The 17,077-nt window shown below is 29.3% G+C and carries 18 protein-coding genes; 1 reads left to right on the plus strand and 17 read right to left on the minus strand.

Annotated elements, in window-relative coordinates:
• Window positions 1–84: 84 nt before the first annotated feature.
• From DR024_RS12830 to DR024_RS12860, 7 genes are all read right to left on the minus strand, one after another.
• Window positions 85–771 carry a response regulator gene (locus tag DR024_RS12830; RefSeq protein ID WP_242983110.1) on the minus strand — a complete coding sequence of 229 codons (687 nt, stop codon included), beginning with the start codon at window positions 769–771 and terminating at the stop codon, window positions 85–87.
• 14 nt (window positions 772–785) lie between these two features.
• Window positions 786–2,321, minus strand: coding sequence for an ATP-binding protein (locus DR024_RS12835; protein WP_111918958.1), 1,536 nt, complete (start codon window positions 2,319–2,321; stop codon window positions 786–788).
• Between the two features lie 23 nt (window positions 2,322–2,344).
• On the minus strand, window positions 2,345–3,214 hold the full coding sequence (locus tag DR024_RS12840; protein ID WP_111918960.1) for a GNAT family N-acetyltransferase: 870 nt from the start codon (window positions 3,212–3,214) through the stop codon (window positions 2,345–2,347).
• Window positions 3,215–3,292: 78 nt separating this feature from the next.
• Entirely contained in the window at window positions 3,293–5,200 is a 1,908-nt protein-coding gene (locus DR024_RS12845) for a bifunctional 4-hydroxy-3-methylbut-2-enyl diphosphate reductase/30S ribosomal protein S1 (RefSeq protein ID WP_099327467.1), read from the minus strand.
• A 30-nt stretch (window positions 5,201–5,230) separates the two neighbouring features.
• Window positions 5,231–5,887, minus strand: coding sequence for a (d)CMP kinase (cmk, locus tag DR024_RS12850; RefSeq protein ID WP_049178758.1), 657 nt, complete (start codon window positions 5,885–5,887; stop codon window positions 5,231–5,233).
• A 69-nt stretch (window positions 5,888–5,956) separates the two neighbouring features.
• On the minus strand, window positions 5,957–7,171 hold the full coding sequence (locus DR024_RS12855; protein ID WP_111918962.1) for a BaiN/RdsA family NAD(P)/FAD-dependent oxidoreductase: 1,215 nt from the start codon (window positions 7,169–7,171) through the stop codon (window positions 5,957–5,959).
• Window positions 7,172–7,307: 136 nt separating this feature from the next.
• The gene (locus tag DR024_RS12860; RefSeq protein ID WP_049178762.1) at window positions 7,308–7,490 is read right to left on the minus strand and encodes a hypothetical protein; all 183 of its coding nucleotides are present in this window, start codon (window positions 7,488–7,490) and stop codon (window positions 7,308–7,310) included.
• Between the two features lie 312 nt (window positions 7,491–7,802).
• Between DR024_RS12860 and DR024_RS12865 the strand changes: the two genes are divergently transcribed.
• The gene (locus DR024_RS12865; RefSeq protein ID WP_111918964.1) at window positions 7,803–9,791 is read left to right on the plus strand and encodes an early set domain-containing protein; all 1,989 of its coding nucleotides are present in this window, start codon (window positions 7,803–7,805) and stop codon (window positions 9,789–9,791) included.
• Window positions 9,792–9,844: 53 nt separating this feature from the next.
• Here the strand turns inward: DR024_RS12865 and DR024_RS12870 are convergent, their stop codons facing one another.
• From DR024_RS12870 to DR024_RS18165, 10 genes are all read right to left on the minus strand, one after another.
• Window positions 9,845–10,639 carry a CAP domain-containing protein gene (locus DR024_RS12870; protein ID WP_051195922.1) on the minus strand — a complete coding sequence of 265 codons (795 nt, stop codon included), beginning with the start codon at window positions 10,637–10,639 and terminating at the stop codon, window positions 9,845–9,847.
• Between the two features lie 99 nt (window positions 10,640–10,738).
• A complete protein-coding gene (locus DR024_RS12875) occupies window positions 10,739–11,671 on the minus strand; it encodes an exonuclease domain-containing protein (protein ID WP_027097842.1) in 933 nt (310 codons plus the stop codon).
• A gap of 466 nt (window positions 11,672–12,137) precedes the next feature.
• Window positions 12,138–12,596, minus strand: a complete 459-nt coding sequence (locus DR024_RS12885) for a GNAT family N-acetyltransferase (protein WP_027097840.1) — start codon at window positions 12,594–12,596, stop codon at window positions 12,138–12,140.
• Window positions 12,597–12,614: 18 nt separating this feature from the next.
• Window positions 12,615–13,298, minus strand: coding sequence for a YjjG family noncanonical pyrimidine nucleotidase (locus DR024_RS12890; protein WP_055184145.1), 684 nt, complete (start codon window positions 13,296–13,298; stop codon window positions 12,615–12,617).
• Between the two features lie 76 nt (window positions 13,299–13,374).
• Window positions 13,375–14,154, minus strand: a complete 780-nt coding sequence (locus tag DR024_RS12895; RefSeq protein WP_027097838.1) for a PhzF family phenazine biosynthesis protein — start codon at window positions 14,152–14,154, stop codon at window positions 13,375–13,377.
• 142 nt (window positions 14,155–14,296) lie between these two features.
• Window positions 14,297–14,617: a hypothetical protein gene (locus DR024_RS12900; protein ID WP_055184144.1), complete on the minus strand. Its 321-nt coding sequence runs from the start codon at window positions 14,615–14,617 to the stop codon at window positions 14,297–14,299.
• A 95-nt stretch (window positions 14,618–14,712) separates the two neighbouring features.
• Complete coding sequence (locus DR024_RS12905) at window positions 14,713–15,525, minus strand: alpha/beta fold hydrolase (RefSeq protein WP_055184143.1); 813 nt, start codon at window positions 15,523–15,525, stop codon at window positions 14,713–14,715.
• An 82-nt stretch (window positions 15,526–15,607) separates the two neighbouring features.
• A complete protein-coding gene (locus DR024_RS12910) occupies window positions 15,608–15,826 on the minus strand; it encodes a hypothetical protein (protein WP_027097832.1) in 219 nt (72 codons plus the stop codon).
• Between the two features lie 129 nt (window positions 15,827–15,955).
• Complete coding sequence (locus tag DR024_RS12915) at window positions 15,956–16,423, minus strand: arginine deiminase family protein (RefSeq protein ID WP_172458952.1); 468 nt, start codon at window positions 16,421–16,423, stop codon at window positions 15,956–15,958.
• Window positions 16,424–16,448: 25 nt separating this feature from the next.
• Window positions 16,449–16,769, minus strand: a complete 321-nt coding sequence (locus tag DR024_RS18165; RefSeq protein ID WP_111918968.1) for an arginine deiminase-related protein — start codon at window positions 16,767–16,769, stop codon at window positions 16,449–16,451.
• Window positions 16,770–17,077: the final 308 nt, after the last annotated feature.

Genomic DNA, 17,077 nt, shown 5'->3' on the forward strand with positions numbered 1-17,077 from the left:
GTTTTCATTCAACAATTAAAAGTATAAGGGGGATATATCTTTACAGCAATAATTTGGTCTTATTGTTTATTTTGTTCATTTTGTTCATGAATTTAATAACATATAATAATTAGTAGGTCTTCCTATCTTTCCATATTCACAAATCTTATCTACCTTGTTTTCCTCATATAACTTCTCTAAATATCTTCTTACTGTAACTCTTGAAAGTCCTATTTTATCAGCAATTTCTTCAGAAGTTAATTTTTCATTTGGATTCTCATAGAGAAAATTAATAATACTTTCATAGGTTTTAATATTTATCCCCTTAGGCATAGATGATTCACTACACTTTATAGTTTTGCTAAGCATAAAATTATCTATATGCTCCTGATCTAATTCATCCATAGTATAGAGTTCCTTCTTAATGACCTTATACTTTTCTAAGGCTTCCTTAAGTCTATCAAATCTAAAGGGCTTAATTAAATAATCCATAGCTCCATACTTAAATGCATCTCTTACTGCCTCTTTACTTCTATCTGCAGTAATTAAAATTGCATCTACAGTAATATTCTCATTTCTTGTCCACTTTAGAAAATCTATACCGTTTCCATCAGGTAAGAAAATATCAATTAAGACTAAATCTATCTCATCCCTTAATTCTACAATAGACTTTTTAGCCTCTTCTATTCTTCCACATTCTTTTACAAGCTTAATACCTGATATCTTATTTAAAAATTGAATATTAATAGACCTAACCATAGGATCATCTTCAATAATCATAACTTTTATCATTTGTAAATCCTCCATTAAATTACTATATCCCATATGGTTTCATTTTCATCTGAAATTAAATTTATGGTTCCACCATTTGCTTCTACAATCTCTTTTATATTATAAAGACCCATGCCCCTAAAGTCTCCTTTTGTAGAATATCCTCTAGTAAATAACTTTTCTTTTCCTTCTTCATCAATCATTGCTCCATTATTCTTCACAAGAATTTTTATATTTTTGTCTTGATATATACCAACAAAAATATATCCTTCATCCTTTTTAGATACTTCCTCAATGGAGTTTTGTATTAAGTTACCTATAATAATTAGTAATTCATTTAATGAAAGCCCCCTAGGTATCTCCTTAAAGTTACTTTTTTCATCCACTTCAAATTTAATCTTGGCTTCATCTGCTCTATTATATTTTGCAAAAATAAGCCCTTGAATAGAAACTTCTTTAATATTTCTTAATGAATCAGTAATTAACCCTCTCTTTGAAGTGGTGTTAAATATGTATTCAATAGCCTTATCATTCTCCTCTAATTGAATAAGGCCTGCTATTGTATGTAATTTATTCATGAATTCGTGATTTTGAGCTCTTAAGTTCCAAAATAGCTCCTTAACCCCAGTTAGTTCTTCTGCCATATTTGTAACTATAGTCATATCTTGAATGCTGGCTATTCCACCTTCTACATTTCCTGAATCACCAAAAATTGTGTAAAAATTAGCCATAATAATGTTATCGTCAATTCTAATTTCTTTATTAAAAACTCTAGACCTTCTATACATAGTTTCCATTAGGTTATCTAGAATTACACTAGGGACCTGAGCCCTAGAATTAATTTTTAGGATTTCCTGTGCCCTTGTATTCATCAGTCTAACATCGACAGTTATATTTATAGCAATAAGTCCATCATGAACATTATTAATTATGGACTCTCTTTCAAAAAGAAGTAATGCAATTTGATTTGGTTCAAGACCAAATATAGCTTTTTTTATATTTCTTGCTAGTATTCTAGCTCCTAAAATAGATACCATTAAAGTAAAGAAAAGCATAGGCAATATTTTATTTGTATACTTTTTCATTTCGTATAGCATATCACCTGCTAAAATACCAACAGATACTGCCCCTACTTGTTCCCCCTCATAATAGACAGGAACAAATGATCGTATAGAAGGTCCTAGACTTCCTGTTTCCTTTGACACATAGGATTCACCATATTCAAGTACCCTATACTTGTCGTTCTGTCCAAATTTAAGTCCTATATTTGCAGGTATAGGATGTGAATATCTTATACCATCCATATCCATAACTACAATAAATAAAACTTTTGTTTTTAATCTTAAGTTTTCAATAAAATTTTGAACCTTCATTGTACTTATTTCCTTATTTGCCAAGGTTTCTTGTACTAATGGTACTGATGAAACAACCCTACCTGTATCTAGGAGCCTTGCTCCAATATCTTCTTCAATTCTTCCCTTTATCATTTCATAAGAAAAAAAAGATATAATTAATATAGTTCCACTAATTAAAAATATAATTAACAAAGTAAACTTATTTTCTAGTTTCATAGAAACACCTTTTCTTTAGTAAATTAAATAAGATCCTTTGCCCAAAGCCATGAGCAAAAGTCACCAATCTCCTTAAATCCTACACTGCTATATAATTTTTTTGCATGAAAGTTATTATGATCTACCCTTATATAAATATCTTTTATATTTGCTCCCTTTGCCATATCTAGAAGCTTAATTAATAGATCTTTCCCATAGCCTTCATTTCTATAGCCATTAACTATTCCAAAGTTAACAATAAGATTTATATCCCTATTATAAATTATTTGACCATATCCAATTATTTTGTTTTTAACCTTTATAAAAACACATAAGTCCTTTAAATAGTATTCTTGTTTTATATCATACTTTATATCATCTACTGTAAGAGGGGTTCTATTATCTTCATTGAAAATTTCATTTTGCAATTTACATCTAATTTCATCATCTTTTCCTGCATCGCATAGACTAAATGTTGCATTAGTTCCCCTTCTTTTAGGATTAAAGTCTTTAAGATTAAGCTTCATAAGGTTAGTAACCCTAATTTTATTCATTTTCATAGTATTAATTAAATATTTTGTATATGCATCTTCATAACCCTCATATATTACTAAGCTACTTTTAAATATTGAAAGAACCTTTTCATTAAAAAAGTGTATATACTCTTCCTTTAAATACATGTCAGATATTTTGGTTGATTGAGATGTTGAAACATCTGTCCACATATACCCAACATATTTGTCCTTGTATTTTATAAGCTTTACATACTTTTTTACAAAATATTTTACTATAAAGGATTGATTATCATAATATTTATAAAAATTCAATCTATAAGGGGTTTTGTTTCTAGCCTCATATAATAATTTCCTAAATTCCTCTGTGTTTTTACTACTTAGTTTCTCAATTACCATCATAAACACAATACCTCATAAAACATAGTGAAAAGAACTCCCTTATATAATATGGGAGTTCTTTTAATTTATTACCTAATTTTAAACGTCTTTAATACTTAAGCTAATTCTCTTCTTTTCTGCATCAACAGCTAAGATCATAGCTTTAACTTCTTCCCCAACCTTTAATACTTGTGAAGGATGTTCAACTCTATCATGGCTTATTTTAGATATGTGAACTAATCCATCAACACCAGGTTCTAATTCAACAAAAGCACCAAAGTCATTTAATCTAACTACCTTACCTAAAACAACAGTTCCTTCTGGGTATTTTTCATTAACCTTTGCCCATGGTTCTTCAGTTAATTGTTTTATACTTAATGATAGCTTGTTAGTTTCTTTATCAAGATCTATAATCTTAACCATAACCTTAGAGTCCTTAGTTAATACATCTTCAGGCTTTCTTACATGGTTCCATGAAATTTCTGAAAGGTGAATAAGACCATCTATTCCATTGATTTCAGCAAAAGCACCAAAGTTTGTAAATCTCTTTATTTCTGCTTCTACTACATCTCCAAGATGTAATGTTGACCAAGCTTTTTCTTCTCTTTCAGCCTTTTCTTTTTCTAATATAACTCTTCTTGAAGCTACTATTTTAGAAGGATTTTCTTTAGAGAATTCTATTAACTTAACTTCTAAAGTTTGACCCTTTAACTCTTCTTTGTTCTTTACAAATTTAATATCAATTTGTGAAGCTGGGATAAATATTCTAACTCCATTTAAATGAGCTACTAATCCTTTTTCCATTACAGTGTCTATTTTAACTTCGAAAATTGCTTCTTCATTATATAACTTTTCTAGTTTTTCCATTGCTTCTTTCTTTTCAAACTCTAATCTTGAAAGAACAACGTAATTATCATCATTCTTAAGTTTAATTACCTTAGCCTTGATGCTGTCTCCAACTTTTAGTTCTTCTGCAAGTTTTGAAGGATCTTGAAGACAAGTTAATTCCTTAAATGGTATAACTCCATCTGACTTATATCCTACAAGAGAAACTAATATTTCATCTCTTGTTTTTGAAAGTATTTCTCCTTCAACTTCGTCACCAATTTTGAACCTTCTGTCAAGTTCATTCATTAATTGTAGTTGATCATCCATTTTGTTTAGTTCATCTTGCATAGTATTAATAACCTCCCTAATTATCCAATCTGGTGTTGATGCACCAGCGGTAATCCCTATTGTTTTAAAGTTTTTATTATTTATATATTCTTCTGGTAATTCAGAAGCATTTTCTATATGTATTGTATTTTCACAATTTCTCTTAGCAATTTGATAAAGCTTTGTTGTATTAGAACTGTTTTTTCCTCCAATTACAATCATAGCATCAACAGATTTAGATAATTCATCAGCGTTCTTTTGATTTACTTCTGTAGCATTACAAATTGTATTGAATGCAAGTACTTCTTTTGTGTTTGAAGATAAATTATTTAAAGTTTTCTTCCAATTCTCTTCTTTTTCTGTTGTTTGAGAAACTGCACAAATCTTATTTGGTACATTTTCTGGTAAAGTACCATCCTTAGTAATTAATGCTTTATTATCACACCACCCATTTATACCTATAACTTCAGGGTGCTTTTCATCACCTAATATAACTATGTTGTATCCTTCATTTGAATACTTTTCAACCTTCTTATGAATGTTTGTCACATAAGGACAAGTAGCATTCTTTACAATAAGTCCTCTTTCTTCTAGGTTTGCAATAACATCCTTAGATACTCCGTGAGATCTAATTACTACTACATCCCCTTCATTTAACTTATCAATTTCTTCTAGGGCCACTGAAAAGATATTATTATTTTCAAGGTACTGAACCACATCATTATTATGTATTAGTGGTCCTAAGGTATATATTTTTTTATTAAATTCTTTTTGTATCTTTAAAGATTCGTCAACTGCTCTCTTTACTCCAAAGCAGAATCCTGCACTCTTTGCAACTTTTATTTCTCTCATTTCCTATACTCCTAAGTATATGTTTCTCATTTACTTAATATTATTACTAATTACAGAATTAATCTTTTCTGTAACTTCTATTATATTAAGTCCAGTTGTATCTACTTCAATGGCGTCATCAGCCTTTCTTAGTGGATCAACTTCTCTATGAGTATCCTTATAATCTCTTTCTATTATATCTTTTAAAATAACTTCATATTCGCAGTCTATATTTCTTTCTTTAAGTTCCTTAAATCTTCTGTTTGCTCTCTCCTCTGGAGTTGCAGTTAAGAAGAATTTAAAAGGTGCTTCCTTTAAAACTACTGTTCCAATGTCTCTTCCATCCATAATTACATTGAACTTTTTAGACATTTCCCTTTGAAGTTCAACTAATTTCACTCTAACTTCTGGAATAGAAGCATAATCTGAAACGATTCCACTAATTTCAGGTACAGTTATTTCATTTTGAATGTTAACACCATTTAACACTAAATCATCGTTAACAAACTCCATTTCCATTCCTTCAATTAATGCACATATATCATTAACTTTATCAGGAGTTAATCCATTTTCATTAGATTTTAAAGCAACTGCTCTGTACATTGCTCCTGTATTTATATACATTAAATCAAATTCCTTAGCTACTAATTTAGCTATTGTACTCTTACCTGCTCCTGCTGGTCCATCTATTGCAACTGATATTCTCACAGCTATTTCTTCCTTTCATTTTAAACACTCATACTTTAAATTATATATATTTTTACCTTTTCAGACAAGTTAAATATTTGAACCCGCTAGAAATCCTGTAGCTAAAGCAATTTGAACGTTATATCCGCCAGTAAATGCATCAACATCCATAACTTCCCCTGCAAAGGCTCCATTTTCAACTATTTTAGATTTCATAGTAGATGGATCGATTTCCTTAATACTCACTCCACCTGAGGTTACTATTGCTTGATCTATTGGTCTTAACCCTGATATTGTCATTGTTAAGTTTTTAAGTAGATTAACTAGGTTTCTTCTTTCAACCTTTGTAATTTCATTTACCTTCTTATTTTCATCAATTCCAGAAAGCCTAATAATTATTGGAATCATTTTTTGAGGTAATAATGCATCTAAAGAGTTTTTAAGAGCCTTATTTAATACACCTTGGAAGTCCTTTTGTACCCTTTTATCAAGAGCTACTTCATCTAAGGCCGGCTTTAAATCAATAGTTAAGATGTATTTATGATCACCTCTAATAAATCTACTTCCACTTAATATTAATGGTCCTGTTACACCAAAATGAGTAAATAGCATTTCCCCTTGGTTTTCATATACAACTTTTTTATCTCTTTTAATCTTTACATTAACATTTCTTAATGAAAGACCCATAAGCTCTTTTACCCAATCTTCTTCTATATCCATAGGAACTAAGGAAGGTTTTAAATCTACAATTTTATGTCCCATCTTCTCAGCAAATACTTGCCCTTCTCCTCTAGAACCTGTAGCTGGGTAAGAAGCTCCTCCAGTTGCTATAATAAAATAGTCTCCTTCTATTTTTTGGTTTCCATTAACAACAACAGCTTTAATCTTCTTGCCACTCATGATTATATCTGTAACCTTATGTTCAAGAAGAATTTTAACATTAGCCTTCTTTAGTCCATTTGATAAGCCTTTTATAATATCAGAAGATTTATCTGACTTAGGGAATACTCTTCCCCCTCTTTCAACCTTTAATTTTATACCTTCTTCTTCAAAGAACTTCATTGTATCTTCATTTGTGTATGTATAAAGTGCGCTATATAAAAATTGAGGATTACCAGGAATAAAATCAAAAAACTCTGAAATATCCTTTGCGTTTGTTACGTTACAACGACCTTTTCCTGTTATATATAATTTTTTCCCCAATCTATTATTTCCATCTAATAAAATTACTTCATGTTCTTTACCAGCAGTCATAGCTGCCATCATTCCAGCTGGGCCAGCTCCAATTACAATTACTTTCTTCATCCTTAAAGCCCTCCTTTACACCTTATAATATAACTAGTTTATTCTTTTAAATCAACATTTTACTTAAAAGTAACTTAAATATAGAGTATTACGGCATAAAAAAAGAAAGAGAATTATTATTTCATTCTCTTTCACCTTAATCATGTATATCTTCTTCATTGTTTTCAAAATAATTGCTCAACATTATTTTACTTGTAGTTGCTATCGCTACAGTTGGATCACTTGGCTGATTTATCTTAACAGTAAAAAGTTTTAACGGCGTTAATAATAAGAATGTTATTAAAATCAAACAATATGCGACTTTACTTCCCTTTTTCATATCACACCTCCTTATTCAAAAATATTATTAAATACTTTATTTTCTTTATTTATATTCTTCCAAATAATTATTGTTTAAACCAAGTATTACATTGACTTACTTTTACTTCATTCTCTAAAAAGTATATAAATCCTCCTTCTGTACTAGAAAAAGCCTTGCATAGTACCACATACAAGACTCAATTTCATTATATTGTGATTAATTTAAACAAAAGATTAACTTAAAAATATTTAAAATTTACTTAATAAGATTTGAATAATTGATATTTTTCGAGAATATATTTGCTATAAAGTTATAAAAGGAGGTATAAAAATGAATGGGTATAACCCTAAAAACAGAAAAAAAATAGCAGTTGCATTATCTGCTATAATCCTTACAAGCCAAGCAATTCCAGTAAATGCACTTACAAATGATAAATTAGAAAATAAGAAATCTACTTACACAACAATTACTAGTCTAATTGCTTCAAAAGATACTGAAGCACCTACATCATTCCAAATTTCAAAAAACGATTGGGATGGATCCCCAAACTATACTATTACAATGAACATGTGGTACGGAGTAAATGGTGATGTATGGAAGCTTTACGAAAACGGTGTCCTAATTGCTGAAGTTCCATTAATAAATAATACTCCAGCAGCCCAAACAGCTCAATATACTTTTACTGACAAGCCAAATAAAACTTACGTTTATACAGCAGAGCTTGTTAATTCAGCCGGTGTTACTCAAGCTAGAGAGTCCGTAACACATGTCGTTACTAAAAATGAAAAACCTATAGATGTTCCTTTACCTGAATCAGCCTCAGGTCTTCCTGCAGTTGGATATACAGTTTTAAGTGAAGATGAAGATACATTTGAATGGGCTGTATTTATTGCAAATCCAAATCCATCATATATTTGGAATGGTAGAGATTTCTCTGCTTGGGGACTATCCTTTGAAACAGATAACGAAATAACATCTGTATCTAATTGTGCTTCTTACACTCAAGAGAATGGAAAAGTAACTATTAATCTAAAGCAAGATGAAAGATTATTAACCTCTAAAACAACTAGAGTATTTGTTATTCAAGGGAATAAAAAAGATTCAAAAGCTCCAAGTGGATTCACTCCAAATATATTTAGAGGAAATATAACTTATCCTGAATATCAAGGATTACCATCTTCATGGAGTAAAAATAAGCCTGACTTAAATATAAAAGATCTTATAGAAAATGAAGCCGAATACTATAGTACAACTGTTAAAGGTAACACGGGTAATAAACTTATGTATTCAAATCCAGCTCATCCAACGCAAATTCAATTAGGGTTACCTAATTCAATGCCTGTTCCAATAAATGGTGTTAGTGGATTAAAGGTATGGATTCCATCAGAATACTTAGCAATGGGTCTTGCTACAGGAACAGAACTATTTGGCTTAAATCCAAACTTTATGATTGGCCTTTCAATTAAGGAAAACTTTACTTGTGGTCTTGCTCCAATAGAATCTGGTTATAATGAGAATATCGTTACTGTAGATGGTAAACAATGGTCATGGCCAATTCAAAAGAAACATCCAGATGGACCTTTCCAACAAGAAAAAGGTAATTTTAATGAAGTAAAGAAACAATACCCTGATTATTTACCATTAACAGCAGAACATGAGGACTATGTAACATTAAAAACTGGAGATATTGATGATCCATCTTACGTTCATGCAGCTATAACTTCATATATTAGTTTAACAATGACACGTGAATTCTTATATGCTATTCCTAATAATAATTTTGATGAATTTATTAAGGCTGCAAAAGATCCTTGGGCTGAATTTGTCTTAGTTGATAATGCTTATAATAGAGGTGTTTATGGGTTATTACAAAGAAATTTATTTACAACTCATAGAGAACAAGCTATCAATACTAATGACATAAATGCAGAGTTCCAATTATCAGGATTTGCAAATCACATTGAGAATATAAGTAATGTTATAAAAGAAATGGATAAGGAAACTTCAAATATTTATGATGCAAAAATAACTTGGAGCGAAATGGAAAATTATTTTGATGAGTTTAGAAAGTTCTATGGTAATGGTACACCGTCAGATTCTGAATGGAATGATATGAAATCTGATGTTAAGCGAGCTTTTGATATCTTATCTGAGCATTGGGGCGATGGAACTATATCTTATAGGTATGACTTCTTAACTTTATTGAGAGTAGCAGAACAATATCTTCCTGAAGATAAACATCCAAACCCAACAGGACCATCTTGGATAGAACAAATTGTTTCAGCAAACAACCAAGCTGCTTCTGCTCCTTCTAAATAGAAATAAAGGGTTACATCTAACAATTAAGATGTAACCCTTATCATATTTTTATACTATTTAAGTGGTGTATAGAATATTTGTGTTGCATATAACTTTCCGTTTCTAAAAGTAACACCTATTCCTATATCAGTATACCCACTATTTAAAATATTCTTCCTATGCCCTTCTGAGTTCATCCAACTATTTGTTATAGAAGCCCCACTTATACTAGAAGCTTGTCCACCAGTCATAGTATATATGTTTTCACCAATTCTTGAATAGTTCCACCCATCTCTCTTGGCAATATCTTGAATATATCCATTCTTGGGTGATTTATGATCAAAATAATTTAAATCTAGCATCTCTAAAGATTTACTTCTAGCATAACTGTTAGCTGTTGAATTTCTTTTTAATGCTGGTAATCCTTGTTTTTGTCTCTCTGCATTTGTAGCGTTGAAAATCTCATCCTCTACCCTTGCTAAATAATCTCCATTATTTTGTACTGGAGCTTCAACCTTAGTATTTGTTTCTGTTTTATTTGTTGAAGGCTTAGTCACATTTGTAGAAGGTTTTTTAGTTGTATCTTTTGTAATAGTCTTAGTTGTTTCATTTGTATCTTTTACAGCAGATTTATCTTCAACTTTTGTATTGTTAGCGTTTACTTGGACCTTGTTTCCATTACTATCACTATTAACACTAGGTTCATCAACTACTTCTTTATTCTCCTCTTTTATTTCTTGAGGAACAGACGTCATTTCTACCTCATTGGAATTATCGCTGGTTTCCTTCTTTGATACAGAACATCCAGTAAGAATGCTTGTACAAATCATCCCTGTAACTAATAGGGTTATTATTCTTTTTCTTCCCATCTAATCACTCCTTTTGTTTTTTAGAGGTCATGTATAAGATAACATGGAAAATGAATGGTAATCCATAGTTGATGAATGGTGCTATTTGTAATATATTACCTAATGAGTAATACCTTCCTTAGTTGCTATTGATAAAAATTCCTCTTCAGTTAATATATCTATATTTTGACCATTATTTATTAAAGATTCTGCCTTCTTTAGCTTTGTAGATTTATACATATCATCCAAGTACTCTCTACCCTTTATGCCTGTAATTAAAACATCTGTCTTTTTAGTTACACTAGTTCCTATAATGCCTCCTAATTTCATCACTATCTTAAAGGCTTCATTTCTTCTCATAGAATCTAGTGGACCAGTAAATACTACAGTTTTATCCAAAAAGTACTCTGTATTCTCATTTAGAGATAGGCTTAAAGCTTCTTTCTTTGTATCATTATTCTTATGTTTTATAAGGGATGTACATGGCTCATACCCTCTATCATAAACAGAACCAATATTTAAGCCTCCATTAATATGTAATGAAAGTAAATCCTTGATTCCATAATTTTCACTTATATGGATTAGTATTTTAGCACAAGCTGTTGCATCCTCTCCTGCGTGATGATGTTCAAATTTATGACCAACATATTCTGCAAGTGTATTTAATTTATGATTTCTTACATCCTTTATCTTATTTTTGGATAGTAAAACAGTACATATATAATGTAAATTAGGATATTCAAATCCATAATAATTAAGCAAACTTCTAAGTACACTTAAATCAAAGGCAGCATTATGAGCTACAACTAATTCTTCATCAAAATAATGTTTAATTTTAGGCCACAACTCCCCAAATGTCATTTCATTTTCTACATCCTGTGGGTATATACCATGAATCCATATATTGTGAGCATTAAATCTCATCTCTGGAGGTTTTATTAAGTGGTATTCTGTACTTACAATTTTATTTCCTTTTACCTTTGTAATTCCAATTGCACAAGCACTATTTCTACTTTCATTTGCTGTTTCAAAATCTATTGCTACGAAATTCATTGTAATCATCCTTCTTTTCTTATCTAAAGATAAAATACCACTTACTAGGCAATTATACAATGGTATATTTTCAATTTTTCATGAGTAAACTAACTTTGAATTATTTTTATAGGTGATTTTATGAATAGAATTAAATTGGGAGTATACTTTATTCCTGGAATTTTCATATTACTCTTATCAAGTATTTTATATTTAATACTGGAATATCATACTTTTGGTGGCATTTCAATACTTCTTTTAATAGGACTATATCCTATTGTATCAGTACTACAAGGAGTTTTTGTAACATTAAACTCATATAACATATATTTAGCAATAATTATTTCGGCATTTTTTATTTATATCACTTTCCTTTTATATTTTAATAAAAGCCTATATGTGTATATGGTTATTTATTTAATACTTGAATTTATTTCCTATATATTTGTAAAAATCTTTAAAGAAAAATAAAGGTTGTACTAGTTAACTAATACAACCTTTTTTCCATTGAAACATCACATCTTGAGCATACTTCACTGGAATTATATTTAAAACCTGATTTTTCATAAAGCGGAATAGCCTTATTTAAAAGTGAGTTTGTTTGTAGAGTCATAACTTTATAACCTAACTTCCTTCCCATCTTTAAAGCATCATCCATTAGTTTTTTTCCTATACCTTTTCCTTGATAATCTTCAAGTAAATACATTTTTCTTAGTTCACACTCATCATCACTTATATGGTATACGCCAACAGAACCTATAATTTTATTATCATCTAATACTACTTCAAACCAGCCTGAATTATTTAAGTAATATTTTTCTATATCACTTACATCAAAGTCTGCCCCATCAGGTTCAAGGCCTAATCCATACTTAGACAAAGCATCTCCAATAACCTTTAAAACCTCTTTCTCATCGCCCTTTTTTCCTAACCTATAGGTAATCATACTGCCCCCTAATATCTTTTATAAAATTTCTTTTAATTCTTTTAGTGAATGTATTTCATATGTTAAGTTTAAACCAGACTTATTTTCTAAGTGGTTTGGATTATACCAACATGTATCAATACCTGCATTTACTCCACCTTGCATATCTGAAGTTAAGCTATCACCAATCATAAGCACCCTAGATTTATCCTTATATCCAAGCTTATCTAAGGCGTAATCAAATATTCTTGGGTCTGGTTTTGATATCTTTATCTCATCAGATATTATAAGCTCTTGGAAATAATCCTTTAATGGAGTCTTACTAATTCTACTTTTTTGAACATCCTTAAGTCCATTAGTTACTAAAGCTAGTTTGTATTTTTTACTTAAATAATCTATTACTTCAACTGAATCCTCAAAAAGGTATGCTCCTTCCCCAAGAAACTTAGCATATGCTTTACTAAAGCCTACAGCATCAAAATCTACTTCCACTTTCTTTGAAAATCTCTCAAATCTTTCTACACGTAATCTATCTGCTGTTATTTCTCCCCTTTCAAACTCTTCCCATATATGTTTGTTTATTTGAGAATAAAGCTTTAAACTTTCCTCTTCATCTAACTCTAACTTATAATCCTTTAAAGCCTTTAAAAAAGCTTGCTTTTCTGCCATTTTAAAATCAAATAATGTTTCATCTGCATCAAATAATAGTAATTCATATTTCATATGTATTGCCACCCTTCTGTCGTCATTTAAGAGAATTATAACAGATAATGAAAATACATCCAACCATCTCTTTTATCTAAATTTCAATTATTCCTTCTAAATATATCTTTGCTTCTCCAGATATATTTACTCTATTATCCTTTAGTATACAGTATAAGGTACCTCCCCTTTTAGAAAGCTGTTTAGCAACCAAATCAGTTTTATTTAATCTTTTAGCCCAATATGGAGCTAATGTACAATGAGCAGAACCTGTAACAGAGTCTTCATTTATTACACTATTAGGCACAAAAAATCTAGATACAAAATCACAATCCCTACCTTTAGCAGTAACCATTATTCCATCGTATCCTAGCGACTTTAGTATATCCATATTAGGTTGTAAATATAAAACATCTTCTTCATCTCTTAATACTAGCATTAAATCTCTAGCTTCATAAGCATCTATTGGAATAACTCCTAGTGCTTCAAATACTCTGTCATCAATTTCCTTTCTTTTTCCTTCTAAAAGCGGAAAATCCATAATAATTTTATTTTCATCTCTATTTACCTTTAACTCTCCACTTAAAGTATTAAAAAGTATTTCATTTATATCTTTTTCATAATAATTGAAAATTACATATGCAGCTGCTAAAGTTCCATGTCCACAAAGTTCAATTTCATATTCTGGAGTAAACCATCTTAATCTATATCCATTTTCTTCTTTAACAAAGAATGCAGTTTCAGACAGATTATTTTCCATTGCAATATTTTGTAATATTAAATCACTAGGCCAAGCTTCTAACGGACAAACCCCTGCTGGATTACCTTTAAACACTTCATTTGTAAAGGCATCTACTATATAAATCTTATTTTTCATTATTCCCCTCCCTTTCTATACTATATTCTTGTAATTTATTCAAATCAATTCTTTAAGATCTAAATTTGTACACATAATAGAATTAATAAAGTATATATTAGACATAAAGAGAGCAACTACAATACAATTACTCCCTTTACTTCTAAACACTAATTTTTTCGTACACTTCATCTGTAATTTCTATTTCACCTATATCTATTTTGTTTGGATTTGTAGTTAAAGGATATTCCTTAATCCATATATTATCATCAACAATCATACCCGGAACTATAGCTTCACCTGGATTTTCATCATAAACCTCTTCAATATTCTCATCCTTTGTTAGTATAACTAACCTCCTACAAGGCTCATCATCTTCACCATAAATATTAAAAAAAGCGTTGTATTTATCAAATTCCTTAATAGAAACAACTATTTTCAAATTTAAATTTAATTCTTTTGCTACATCTATAAGCTTTAACATATTCACACCCCGTATAAATAAAACTATAACTATAATAACATAATTTTCAATAAATAAAAAAGATACGCAATAAAGAAATTGCATATCTTTTTAAACTAACTATCTATAAATGTTTTAAGCTCCTTATTAAATCTATCCTTTTCATCATAAAATAGCCCATGGCCACTCTTTCTAAATTTAATTAGATTAGAATTTTTTATAAGTTTACTTTGCTGTTCACTCAACTCTGGTAAAACAACTTGATCATGAACTCCTTGTAGAATCAATGTAGGAATATGAATATACTTAAAATCTTCAAATAAACATTCATCTATCCACGTTTGAGCAATCTCTGCTGTTGCCCATCCTGCTGCTTCTAAACCAAGGTTCAAGAACCAAGTGGCAAAGGGAATACTTATTTTCCTATAGAAAAATATTTTACCAAAGTCATCTAACATCTTAGGTCTATCTGTGTATGTCCCGTTAATTATATTATCAACAACATCTTTTTTTATCCCATAAGGGAAATTTTTTCTTCTTATTAAGCTAGGTGCCGCTGCTGCACAAAGAACTAGTTTAGATACACTAAATCCTTTATGTCTTGCCATATATCTAATGGCAATTGCACCACCTGTAGAATGTCCAACCAAACAAATATCTTTTAGGCATAGCTTTTCAACTACTTCTTTTACATCATCTGCTAATGTATTATAATCATAACCCTTTGATGGCTTATCAGACTTTCCAAATCCTCTTTGATCAATTCCAATACACCGATATCCTTCTTTTATAAAATAATCATACTGATATTCAAAAAGCTCATGACTTCCAGGCCATCCATGTAAAAACACTATTGTTTTATTGCTGTTTTGGTTAATATCCTCAACATAAAGCTTTGTACCATCCTTAGACTTTACGTAATAACTCATTATTCTACTCCACAAAAATAATCTTATTTTATAGTACTCATATATATGAAAAAGTGATAGTAAATTAAAGGAAATAATAAGATTAATCGTAAATAAGTACTTTCATAACTTTATCAGTATAAATTATAATACTACATTTATCTGTTTTAATTTTTAAATAATCTGGCTCTTTAGACTGTAAATAAGCCATTAATGTTGACATAGTTTCATTTTTTATAATGTAATAGCTGCCACTATCCATTGATTCATTTGTTGTAAATTTAATTTCTTCTCCATTAATTAATGTTAATTCTACTTTCATGTCATTACCTCTTTATATTCTTTAATGTATTCTCAATTATAAATTTCTACATTAAAATTAAAAGTCCTTTTATCTCATAATATTTATTCAAAATTAAAAGCATGTATAATGATACATGCAACTATTTATTCATTCTCTCAATAGATAGAGAACGGAACAACCTAAACTTCCATCTCCTTTTATAATTTCTGAGTAATCTATATAGCTTACCTCATATCCTTCTTTCACAAGAATTTTAGAAACATTTTTATTACTACTTAATAACTTTTTATCTCCTAAATATACATAGTTAGTTCCTAAATCATCTGCATCATCTTTGCTTATTTCTATTAAATTAGGTATATATTCTTCAATAACTTTTCTATCAAAAACATATGGAGATATAACTCCACTTCCTTTATCTAATGTATTAAATACACAATCTAAATGTATTTTACTATTATCAAAATAAATAGGTATTACCTTCATATCTATATTCATCTTATTTAATACTTTTTCTAATTCCCTGCAAGCATCTATAGTTGTTCTTGTACTTATACCAACAAAAAGTACTCCGTCATAATGAATTACATCTCCACCCTCAATTGTGTTTTCCAAACAATAATATTTTAAATTATGATCTTTAATATATTTTTTTTAGATATATTATTTCACTTTTTCTTTCATCAAGCTTCATATTACACAGGAATAAAATATCATTAACTACAAATCCTACATCTTGAGTGAATACTTGATGATATAAATTTTTATTTATATCTATAAAACTAACTTTTACTCCGTTATTACTTAATGAATTTACGAAGTTATTGTACTGACTAAACATAAGTTCGTTATTAATTTTATTATAAAAAGGACTATTTTTCTTAGTTATTTTAAAATTAACAGGATAACAAAGAAGGCAAGATTTTAATTTATCACATTGGTTACTTTGAAATATCTTCATATAACTACTCCTAACATACTTTTATAGCAATAGTTTAGTCAAATATTAAAGTAATTATGTGCCACTAAAGGCAGATAAAATAGGTTGTATATTCTAAAGTATTGGTTAAATTAATTGTGATTAAGAAATAAGGAGGATCTTAAAATGTCTAAATTTACAAAAGTTGTTGAAATGGATATTGAACACTCAAAACTACATATTAAAGGAGAAAAAGGTAAACCAAAGTCAAATAAACATAATAAATAATTAGCAATAACTTAATTATTCAAAACATTTAACTTAAATAATTAATAGGTATGAAAGAATTA

The sequence above is a fragment of the Clostridium paraputrificum genome (assembly GCF_900447045.1).
In the GTDB taxonomy this organism is placed as follows: domain Bacteria; phylum Bacillota; class Clostridia; order Clostridiales; family Clostridiaceae; genus Clostridium; species Clostridium paraputrificum.